The sequence below is a fragment of the Magnetospirillum molischianum DSM 120 genome, assembly GCF_000294655.1.
Taxonomy (GTDB): domain Bacteria; phylum Pseudomonadota; class Alphaproteobacteria; order Rhodospirillales; family Magnetospirillaceae; genus Phaeospirillum; species Phaeospirillum molischianum.
In genome coordinates this window covers 81,450-91,606 of record NZ_CAHP01000009.1, presented here as the reverse complement: position 1 = coordinate 91,606, position 10,157 = coordinate 81,450, and the positions used below count along the sequence as shown (strand labels likewise).

9 protein-coding genes are annotated in these 10,157 nt (G+C 62.0%); 1 reads left to right on the top strand and 8 read right to left on the bottom strand.

The genetic code is table 11. The features are described 5' to 3' along the window. The 6 genes from PHAMO_RS18820 to cysQ all read right to left on the bottom strand — a co-directional run. Positions 1-1,843, bottom strand: a 1,843-nt coding sequence (locus tag PHAMO_RS18820; protein WP_155801495.1) for a PAS-domain containing protein, incomplete at its 3' end; no start/stop codon positions are given. Further along, entirely contained in the window at positions 1,840-2,679 is an 840-nt protein-coding gene (locus tag PHAMO_RS02150) for a phosphate/phosphite/phosphonate ABC transporter substrate-binding protein (protein WP_002725965.1), read from the bottom strand. The genes PHAMO_RS02150 and PHAMO_RS18820, both read right to left, overlap by 4 nt. Positions 2,680-2,769: 90 nt before the next feature. Then, positions 2,770-4,179, bottom strand: a complete 1,410-nt coding sequence (locus PHAMO_RS02145; RefSeq protein WP_002725963.1) for an FAD-binding oxidoreductase — start codon at positions 4,177-4,179, stop codon at positions 2,770-2,772. 5 nt (positions 4,180-4,184) lie between these two features. Continuing rightward, positions 4,185-5,147, bottom strand: a complete 963-nt coding sequence (locus PHAMO_RS02140; protein ID WP_002725961.1) for an L-threonylcarbamoyladenylate synthase — start codon at positions 5,145-5,147, stop codon at positions 4,185-4,187. Positions 5,148-5,183: 36 nt separating this feature from the next. Beyond that, a complete protein-coding gene (locus PHAMO_RS02135; RefSeq protein WP_155801493.1) occupies positions 5,184-5,762 on the bottom strand; it encodes a GNAT family N-acetyltransferase in 579 nt (192 codons plus the stop codon). A gap of 311 nt (positions 5,763-6,073) precedes the next feature. Beyond that, entirely contained in the window at positions 6,074-6,862 is a 789-nt protein-coding gene (cysQ, locus tag PHAMO_RS02130; protein WP_002725957.1) for a 3'(2'),5'-bisphosphate nucleotidase CysQ, read from the bottom strand. 149 nt (positions 6,863-7,011) lie between these two features. Here cysQ and PHAMO_RS02125 point away from each other — a divergent pair, with 149 nt between their 5' ends. After that, entirely contained in the window at positions 7,012-7,758 is a 747-nt protein-coding gene (locus PHAMO_RS02125) for an EAL domain-containing protein (RefSeq protein WP_002725953.1), read from the top strand. A gap of 41 nt (positions 7,759-7,799) precedes the next feature. On the opposite strand, the gene ilvN is transcribed toward PHAMO_RS02125, so the two are convergent. Continuing rightward, on the bottom strand, positions 7,800-8,315 hold the full coding sequence (gene ilvN / locus PHAMO_RS02120; RefSeq protein WP_002725951.1) for an acetolactate synthase small subunit: 516 nt from the start codon (positions 8,313-8,315) through the stop codon (positions 7,800-7,802). 13 nt (positions 8,316-8,328) lie between these two features. After that, a complete protein-coding gene (locus PHAMO_RS02115) occupies positions 8,329-10,095 on the bottom strand; it encodes an acetolactate synthase 3 large subunit (RefSeq protein ID WP_002725949.1) in 1,767 nt (588 codons plus the stop codon). Positions 10,096-10,157: the final 62 nt, after the last annotated feature.

The following is a 10,157-nucleotide window of genomic DNA, read 5'->3' as shown; positions in this document are numbered from 1 at the left end:
CCCAAATCTCGATAGCGTGGTTACCGGACAGCTTTGCCTCAAGCACTTTGCGGGAAATAGCGGCCGGTGCCTTTTCCCGCCCGCCGTCATAAGTGCCGAGCGGACCATAGACGTTATGCAGGCGCACGATGCGGGTATCTAAACCATAATCTTCCGAGAAATGGCGGCACATGCGTTCGCTGAACAGCTTTTCCCATCCGTAACCATCCTCGGGCATGGCGGGATAGGCGTCGGCTTCTTTCAGGGCGGGAACGTCGGGAGCGTCCTGTTTCTCGCTGGCATAGACGCAGGCCGAGGAACTGTAGAGGTATCGCCGACACCCAGCCTCCTCGCGCCGCTTCAACTCGGTGATATCGGTGCGAACAGAAACCACGCCGCCCTCGCGTGTCGGAAATTCACGGCTCTGGAACCAGCGGCCATCGTTGGTCTGGATGATAAATGCCTCGCCGTTGGCATCGCGGTGGCGGTGAACCCGGTCGTCGATCCAGGTATCGAAACTCCGCCCGCCGATGTTGAACAAGCGGTGATCGTAGGCATAAGTGATGACGTCGCGGAAGGTTACGTCGCCTTCCGCCGTTTCCTGGTCGATCTTCAACAAGCCGCGATAAGCAGCGTTGCTAATCACCAGATGATCGTTGGAATCATAGACCGCGATCGCGTCAGCCAGACTCTCCAGCGCATCGACAAGTTGTTGCTGGGCGCGCTGGGCGCGGAATTCGGCCTGGGCCTCTCGCGTGATGTCGGCCCCGACGCCGCGATAGCCAGCGAAGCGGCCATCGGCGTCGAATACCGGGGTGCCGCTGATCCGCACGGTGCGGAAATCTTTTCCGCCCGGTGGGCCGATATTGATCGTCAGATCGCGGAAAGGGGCATGATCGGCAAGGTCTTGACGATATTGATTAGCGTGTTCGGGCAGGTCGTTGAGGCCGAGATCGAACCAACTGAGGCCGATCACCGCCGCCGGAGTTACCCCCAGTACCGACGCGATCAGATCCGAGGCATAGGTCAGGCGGCCTTGATCGTCGGATTCCCAGAACCAGTCCGATGCCGATGCGGCGAGATCACGGAAACGAGCTTCGCTGGTGCGCAATTCATTTTCGACGTCCTCGCGGCGACGGATCGCAACGGTCAGATCTTCGACACGCTCGCGCACGGCGCGCGACATCGCGTTGAAGGCATAGCCTAATTGGCCGATATCGTCTTCTCCCTCGGTCATCTCGACCGAGGTGTAATCGCCTTTGCCGACTGCCTTGCTCATGCGGGTGAAAGCGGTCAGATGACGGGTCAGCCAGATCCCGATCGCGGTCAGCAGGGCGGCAGAAAGTGCGATCTCGGCGGCGGCAATCGCCAGACTTTGCGAAAACTGGGTATGCAGAGCCGCGACCTGCTGGTCGAGGTTCAGCCCAAATTGCAGTCGGCCCAGATCCTGCCCCAACAAACCGATCGGAGCGTCAACGTCGAAGCGGTGAATCCCCGGCGCTTTCTCGCTAAAGGAAATCTGTGGATCGACCGCAGGCAGGGAACGCGCCTTATCCCATCCGCTGATCGCGATGACACGGCCGCGCACGTCTTCGACCGCAAGATAATCGAGGGCATTCGAAATCCGGCTTTCGTCTAGAATCGCCTGGACGGTGGCATGGTCACGCTGGGCAAGGGGCGTGATCAGTGCCGCCTGAAGCACCGGCACCAATTGTTCAGCCTGGGTCTCGGCCTGGGTCTCAAGACTTGAGGACAGCACCCGCAATCCGTTGCCAACCATCAGAGTCAGCATCACCGTTTCAACCAGGATGGCGGCAATCAGCAAGCGGGCGCGGACGGTACGAATACGAAATGGCCAGATCATGGTTTCTCCGTCGCCAGCATATTGCGGACTTCGAGGGCGAAGGGGTCCATCGCCGCCAGTTCCTGGGGGGTGACGAGGCGGTAGCCGATCAGGCTGGTGCCGTTGAAGTAGCTCTTTCCCGCAGGAGACGCGGCGAAGGCATGCAACGCGGCCAGGATCTTGGCCCGATGATCGGCCAGGGCACCGTTTAGCATGTAGACCCGGCCCAGCATCGGCTCGGAGCGGGCAAACAGGCGCAGCCGGGCCTGAACGTCCGGGGCGAGCCGATGGAAATTGGCGTTGGACATCAACCCGATGGCGGCTTCGTCGGTCAGCAGCAATTGGGCCACGCTGTCGGCGGCACTGACATAGCGGGTCTGGATATCGGCGATGCCGTGTTCGGCGATCCAGTGTTGCCCCCATTGTGTCACCAACGAGGTCGGACCCAGCCCGATTATCGTCTTGCCGGTCAGATTTTCCGGCCGTCTGATCGGAGACAATTCCGCCACCACCATCACCGCTCGAAACTCCGCTTCGTAGGTGACCAGCGGCAGGTAGCCCGCATCCTGCTGAAGCAGTCGGGCTTGATGGCCGGTGGTGATTGCGATGTCGTATTCACGATCCAGAGCGCGTCGGGCGAAGGATGAGAAATCAGGCGCTGTCTGAATCTCAACCTTGTGGCCCAGTTCGGCCTCTAACTGTTCGCGAAGGGGCTGGTACATTTCCAGCACTACTCGGGCGCTGGTGTGGGGAACCACGCCGATCCGCAGCGTTTCCTCGGCACGGACCGTGGCGGGTGTCAGCGTTGCCGCCATCGCTGCCGCCATCATGAATCCCATCAGCGATCGTCTGCGCATGTCGGGCACCCCCTGGGAGAGGATTTCGACTAAAGATATAGCGCAAACTGCTGAAATTTCTATAGCGTAGGGTGTGTGTTATCCCTTTTGTTAGGGGATAAGTACTGCTCCAGGATTCATCAGTCCGTCCGGGTCGAACGCTGTTTTGATCCTCCGCATCAGCTCGATGTCCAAGTCTGGCTTGATCCGAGCCAGTTCGGCGGCTTTCAGTCGGCCGATGCCGTGTTCGGCCGAGATCGAACCGCCCATCCCCATGACGATATCGTGGACGACCCGGTTGAGACGGGGCCATTCGTCGAGAAAAGCGTTCTTGTCGGCTCCTTCCGGCTGGGACACGTTGAAATGGATGTTTCCGTCACCGATATGACCGAACGCCACCGGACGCGCGCCGGGCAGGGCGTCCGCCACTGCCGCACTGGCGCGCTCGATCAGTTCGGGTACGCGCGAGGTCGAGACCGAGATGTCGTGTTTGATGCTGCCGCCTTCGTGCTTTTGGGCTTCGGGGATTGATTCGCGCAGCCGCCACAGGGCCTGACGCTGCGTGCCGCTTTCGGCCAGAACCGCGTCTTGGGCGGTTCCGTCTTCCAGCGCTTGTGACAGCACGGATTCCAGCGCTTCGCGCAGCCCGCCCGGCCGCGACGACGACAATTCCAGCAACAGCACCCACGGCGACGGCGTTCCCAGCGGGTCGCGCAAGCCGGGGATATGCCGCACCGCCAGATCGAGGGCTAACCGTGACATCAGTTCGCAGGCGGTAACGGCGTCACCGCTGGCCCGTCTCGCTTGTCCCAGCAGGGTCAGCGCCGCCTGGGAGTCGGGGAGGCCGATCAACGCGGTCTGGCGCTCGGTAGGGCGGGGGTACAGCTTCAGGACGGCGGCGGTGACGATCCCCAGTGTCCCCTCCGAGCCGATGAACAATTGGTTCAGTGCATAGCCTGTATTGTCTTTGCGCAACGACTTAAGGCCGTTCCACACCCGTCCGTCGGGCAGCACGATTTCGAGTCCCAGCACCAGATCGCGGGTCGAGCCATAACGCAGGACGTTGGTGCCGCCCGCATTGGTGGCGATGTTGCCCCCGATCCGGCACGATCCTTCGGCCGCCAACGACAGCGGAAACAGGCACCCGGCCTCGTCCGCTGCTGCCTGGAGTGACGCCAGAACGCAGCCTGCTTCGACGGTCATGGTGAAATCGACCGGATCGAGAACCCGGATACGATCCATTCGTTCCGTCGCGATCACGATCGCCCGGTCGAGTCCGGCCGGAACCGCGCCACCGCACAGTCCGGTGCGGCCTCCCTGGGGGACCATCGCGATTTTGGCTTCGGCGCAGATCTGGACCACAGCGGCGACTTCGGCGGTCGAGCCGGGACGCACCACCGCCTGGGCCGAACTGCGGTAGAGGCCGCGCTCTTCGATCAGATAGGGGGCCATGTCGGTTGGATCGGTCAACATGTTGCCTGGACCGACGATCGTCGCCAGTCCTTCGAGAGGAGTCGTCATCGCAATTATCCTCTAGGGGCCGCCGCCCGGCGCAGACGGTCGTTGATCGCCAAGCCTAGTCCGGCATCGGGGATCGGTCGGACGGCAATGCCTGAAAAATCGGGGCGGTCGAGGGCGCGCAGCATCGAAAACAGATTGGCGGCAGCCTCGGTCGGATCGCCGCCGGGCGACAGGTTCAGGGTCGCCTCGCCGGGGCCAAAGCCTAGCAACGCTTCGCCTGGAGCAGCGGCGGCGGCTTCCAGCCGAACCGGCAGCGATGGGGCATAGTGGCTGGACAACATGCCCGGTGCGCGGGGGGCGGTTACCGCGCCGATTTCAGGATGAGGCCGTTCGGGCCGTACTCCCAGGATTTCCGTCAGAGCCTCTTGTGATATGCCGCCCGGACGCAGCAACAGGGGCGAAGGGCCGGTGAGATCCAGCACGGTTGACTCGACGCCGACCCGGCACGGGCCGCCATCCAGGATCATCCCAACCCGATCTCCCAGCGATTGCGCGACATGGGCCGCCGTGGTCGGGCTGACCGCACCAGAGCGGTTCGCCGACGGTGCCGCCAATGGACGGCCGAATGCCTGGAGCAGGGCCAGCGCAATTGGATGGTCGGGCATTCGCACGGCGATACTGTCCAACCCGGCGGTGGCGAGCAGAGAGACCGGCGAATTGGGGTGTCGAGGCAGCACCATAGTGAGCGGACCGGGCCAGAACCGGGCGGCCAGGGCCAGGGCCAGCGGGCCGAACTCGACCAGGGCGGTGGCGGCTTCGACCGAATCGACATGGGCGATCAGCGGGTTGAAGCTGGGGCGGCCCTTGGCGGCGAAGATCGCGGCGACGGCAATGTCGCTGGTGGCGTCGCCGCCAAGGCCATAGACCGTTTCGGTGGGAAAGGCGACGAGACCGTTCTCAGCCAGTATATGCGTGGCTTTGGCCAGACGGTCGGGCGGGATGGGCAGGGGGGGGAGAGCGTCGGACATGGCCGTTTGGGTATAGCGCAGACCGACCGCAGAATCCTACCTCTTCGCACGTCCTCCCGATGCCAATTCGCTTGCCAGCGAGCCATAGCGGTCGAACAATTCGGCCCAATCGCGGAATACCGCGAACAGACCCGCCGACATTTCCTGGGATACCGTCAGCGGGTCAGGCGGCGGCAGCGGCAGATGCGCTTCTGCCTCGCCCTGAGAGAACTGAATATCCATCCCAGCACGGCGGGCCAGCGCCACCATCGACCGATTGTCGGACAGGCACAGGGTGTAAAGCCGTTCGGCGCGACGGTTCCGGGCGAACACGACCGCCTGATTGAGCAATTCAGATCCCAACCCGCCCGAGCGATGTTCCGCATCGACGCTGAGGCCGACTTCGGCAACGCCGTTGTCGCTGTCAAAGGCAACATGGGCTGCGGCAATCACTTGGTTACGCTGCATGCCGACAAGGATCAGGCCATCTTCGGGGATGGTGGCGACATAGGAGTCCAGCCATTCATCGCTGACTCCGGCGCGGGCAAAGCGGAGGTGGCGGTCATCGGAGCACAGCCGTTTCAGATGGTCGGCATAGGACGACCGTTCGTGCGGTGGAAGGCGGCGGATCAGCATGGCCGTCCCAATCATGGTGAAGGGGCTGAACCACAGATGGGGGCAGGGGAGAGCGAAGGAAAGGGGGGAAACGAAAAGACCGCCGGTCGTGCCCGACGGTCTTCCTCCGTGAAGAGCTGGCAGGATCCCCGATGGGCGGACCAGAGTACGCCACAACCACTCTGGGTTGCGAGTCCTAGCCAAGTCACCGTAAGTGAACTACGGCGGCTAAAGGGTGGGCGGTTACGCCGCTCACCCTTTAAGAATGGCTCTTTTGCGGGATAAATGCAAGAATTTTGAGCGGAGCCTTGGTGCGTGCCTACCCGTTCAGTCTACACGCGATGAGGGATAGGTTCGGACCCACGGGCGACGAAATCGGGGTTGAGGAATCCTAACTTGGCATAGGCGAGTGGAACGCCGTCGAAGGTCTCGATCACTCCCCCGGCCGCTCGCAGTACGGCGTGAGCAGCGGCGATGTCCCATTCGCAGGTGGGTCCGAAGCGGGGGTAAAGGTCGGCCGAGCCTTCGGCGACCCGGCATAACTTCAGCGACGATCCGGCGAAGTCGAGGACCGCATCCTCGAACGGAGCCATCCAGCGCGTCAACATCTCGGGCTGGTTGTGTGAGCGACTGGTGACGATTCGGGCCCCCCTGGCCGGGCGGGGACGGCAGGCGATCTGATGGCGGTGCCCATCGGCCTCAACTCTGAATGCGTGTCCCGCCGCACCCGACCACAACACTCCCAGTGCCGGAGCCAGCACGACGCCCGCGACCGGAACCCCGTTGTCGATCAAGCCGATATTGACGGTGAATTCACCGTTGCGGCGGACGAATTCCTTCGTTCCATCCAGTGGATCGACCAGCCAGAACGGGCGATCGTTCAGCACCGGCACCCGTCCTGCCGCCACCTGTTCCTCGGCGACGATCACGAAATCGGGGGTCAGCGCGGCAAGGCCGGGCAGAATAATCGCTTCGGCGCGCAGGTCGGCTTCAGTCACAGGCGAGGAATCCGCCTTGTGCCGAACCGCGAAATCCTCGGCATAGATGTCCATGATGGCGGCCCCAGCCCGGCGGGCCAGATCCTCCAGGGCGGGAAGAAGATCAGCGTGAGAATTCGTCATGATGTGAAAAAGAGTAAGCGATGCGGACTCCGTGCGCCAGCGATCCTTTAAAGCGGGTTGCCTCAAATGTAACGCCAATGGCTTTCATGGGTTCGTTGACCTTGCCTCGATCCCCGGAGGATGATGAGAAAAAAGAGAGAGGAGAATCGATGCTCACTCAATGTGGACGATGCAACGACGGCGTTACGTTCGACGTGCCGTTTACCATGGCGTTCCAGCCGGTGATCGATCTGGAATTGCGGCGAATCCATGCCTATGAAGCGCTGGTGCGCGGTCCCGAGAACCAGTCCGCCGCCAGCATCCTGTCGCGGGTGACTTCCGAAACCCGCTATGCCTTCGATCAGGCTTGCCGGGTGCGGGCGATCGAACTGGCCGGGCGGCTGAAACTGGACCGTCGTCTCAATATCAATTTCATGCCGAATGCGGTCTATGAGCCAAGCGCCTGCATCCGCGCCACATTGGCCGCCGCCGAACGGGTTGGCTTTCCTTGCGACCGGATTACCTTCGAGATTACCGAGGACGAGAGCATTTCCGATCATGCCCACCTGTCCCGAATCATCGATTACTATCGCAGCCGGGGCTTCTTGGTCGCCCTTGACGATTTCGGGGCCGGAGCGAGCGGGCTAAACTTACTGGCGAACATTCATCCCGATATCGTCAAAATCGATATCGGTCTTGTGCGCAATTGCGACCGTGACCGCACGCGCCAGATTATCCTTCGGGCGATGCTGTCGGTTTGTCGCGATCTCGGGATCAAGGTGGTGGCGGAAGGTGTCGAGCGACCCGAGGAACTGGCCGTGCTGAAAGAGGCCGGGATACGCTTCGTTCAGGGGTTCCTGTTCGCCCGTCCGGCATTCGAGGCGCTGATCCGGGACGAGGATATCGACTTCCGCTGACGGGAGACGGCACGCGCCATCCCCCGTTCGCGTCACGGAAACTACAGAGCCTTCGGCCCGCGTGCGATGGCGACAACGCCGGTGCGCGACACGTCAACCAGCCCCAGCGGCTGCATCAGGGTGATGAACGCTTCAACCTTTTCGGTTGCGCCGACTACCTCGAACACGAAGGATTCGTTGGTCGAATCGATCGCCCGCGCCCGGAAGATATCGGCGATCCGCAAAGCCTCGACCCGCTTTTCCCCGGACGAGGCAACCTTGATCAAGGCCAACTCACGCGAAACATGGGGGCCTTCGATCGTCAGATCATGGACCTTGTGCACAGGAACCAGCCGGCGCAGCTGGTTCTTGATCTGCTCGATGATCATCCGTGTGCCCGAGGTGACGATGGTGATGCGCGAGAGATTCTCGTGTGCATCGACCTCGGCGACGGTCAGGCTCTCTATATTATAACCACGCCCCGAAAACAGGCCGATGACCCGTGCAAGTACGCCGGATTCGTTATCGACCAGGACGGAAATGGTGTGGCGGTTGCTGTCTTGAACTGCGTCGGTCACGTCGTAATACCCCTTAGACCAGAACCATGCCGTCCTGTTCGGACCCCGGATTGTCGCGAGAGCGGTCTTCCTGTCCCAGTACCATCTCGTTATGGGCCATGCCGGGCATGATCATCGGAAACACGTTCTCGCTGGCGTCGGTGCGCATCTCGACGATGACCGGACGGTTGACCGCCAGCATCTCCTGAATAACGCCATCCACCTGATCCGGGCGTTCGGCCCGCAGTCCGACGGCACCGAACGCCTCGGCCAGCTTGACGAAATCAGGATGATGATCCATGTGGCTTTCCGAGTAGCGGGCGCCGTGGATCAATTCCTGCCACTGCCGCACCATCCCCATGTATTGATTGTTGAGGATGACAATCTTGACCGGAAGGTTGTGCTGAACCAGGGTCGCCATTTCCTGGATGTTCATCTGGATCGAGGACTCGCCCGCGATGTCGATCACAAGCGCGTCAGGATGAGCGGTCTGGACCCCCATCGCCGCCGGCAAGCCATAGCCCATCGTGCCCAACCCGCCCGAGGTCAGCCAGTGCAGAGGCGAATCCAGCCGAAGATGCTGGGCCGCCCACATCTGATGCTGCCCCACTTCGGTGCAGATGTAGGGGTTGCGGGATTTGGTCAGATCATAGAGGCGCTGGATCGCGTATTGCGGCTTGATGATCGTGTCGGAGGCGGGATAGCGCAGGCTGTCGGCACCACGCCATTCCTCGATCTTGCTCCACCACGCACGGAGCGCCCGCTCGTCGATTTTGGGCTGGCGGGCCTTCCACACCTTGATCATGTCTTCGATGACATGGGCGCAGTCGCCGACAATCGACAGATCGACCGCGACGTTCTTGTTGATCGAGCTGGGATCGATATCGATATGGATCTTCTTGGATTTCGGCGAGAAGGCGTTCAGCCGTCCGGTAACGCGGTCGTCGAACCGGGCGCCGATATTGATCATCACATCGCAATCGTGCATCGCCATGTTGGCTTCGACGGTGCCGTGCATCCCCAACATGCCGAGGAACAGCGGATCCGACCCCGGAAATGCGCCCAGGCCCATCAGGGTCAGGGTGCAGGGGAAGCCGGTCATCCGCACGAACTGAGTCAGAAGCTGACAGGCGGCCACGCCCGAATTGATCACGCCGCCGCCGACATAGAAAATCGGACGCTTGGCCCCGGCGATCATCTCGACCGCTTGTTCGATGGCGCGGAGGTCACCCTTAACCTGCGGGTTGTACTTCGATTTCGTCTTCGATGGCGGCTGATAGAGGCCGCGATTCTGCACCACGTCCTTAGGTAGATCGATCAGCACCGGCCCCGGCCGTCCCGAGCGGGCGACGTGGAACGCCTCGTGCACGGTGCGCGCCAGGTTGTTGGTGTCCTTGACCAGATAATTGTGTTTGGTGCAGGGGCGGGTGATGCCGGTGATATCGGCTTCCTGAAAGGCGTCGTTGCCGATCAGATGGGTCGGCACCTGCCCGGTCAGGCAGACCAGCGGCACCGAATCGCACTGCGCGTCGGCCAGGCCGGTTACAGCGTTGGTCGCTCCCGGACCCGAGGTCACCAGTACGCAGCCGACCTTGCCGGTCGAGCGGGCATAGCCCTCGGCAGCATGAACCGCTGCTTGTTCGTGCCGCACCAGGATATGACGAATGCGATTTTGCTTGGCCAGCTCGTCATAGATCGGGAGCACGGCACCGCCGGGGTACCCGAAAATCACGTCCACGCCCTGATCGACCAGGGCCTTGAGGAGGATTTCCGCTCCGGTCATCGTATCGTGGTGCACCATATCAGCCCCTTGAACTCAAATTAATGCCGCCACGCCATTGGAGTCCAACGGCGCGAAGGCGC

Coding starts and splice junctions, on each gene's coding strand:
- PHAMO_RS02150 (WP_002725965.1), bottom strand. CDS start 2,679: ATGCGCAGACGATCGCTGATGGGATTCATGATGGCGGCAGCGATGGCG.
- PHAMO_RS02135 (WP_155801493.1), bottom strand. CDS start 5,762: ATGCTGATCCGCCGCCTTCCACCGCACGAACGGTCGTCCTATGCCGAC.
- PHAMO_RS02115 (WP_002725949.1), bottom strand. CDS start 10,095: ATGGTGCACCACGATACGATGACCGGAGCGGAAATCCTCCTCAAGGCC.
- cysQ (WP_002725957.1), bottom strand. CDS start 6,862: ATGACGAATTCTCACGCTGATCTTCTTCCCGCCCTGGAGGATCTGGCC.
- PHAMO_RS02125 (WP_002725953.1), top strand. CDS start 7,012: ATGCTCACTCAATGTGGACGATGCAACGACGGCGTTACGTTCGACGTG.
- PHAMO_RS02145 (WP_002725963.1), bottom strand. CDS start 4,179: ATGACGACTCCTCTCGAAGGACTGGCGACGATCGTCGGTCCAGGCAAC.
- PHAMO_RS02140 (WP_002725961.1), bottom strand. CDS start 5,147: ATGTCCGACGCTCTCCCCCCCCTGCCCATCCCGCCCGACCGTCTGGCC.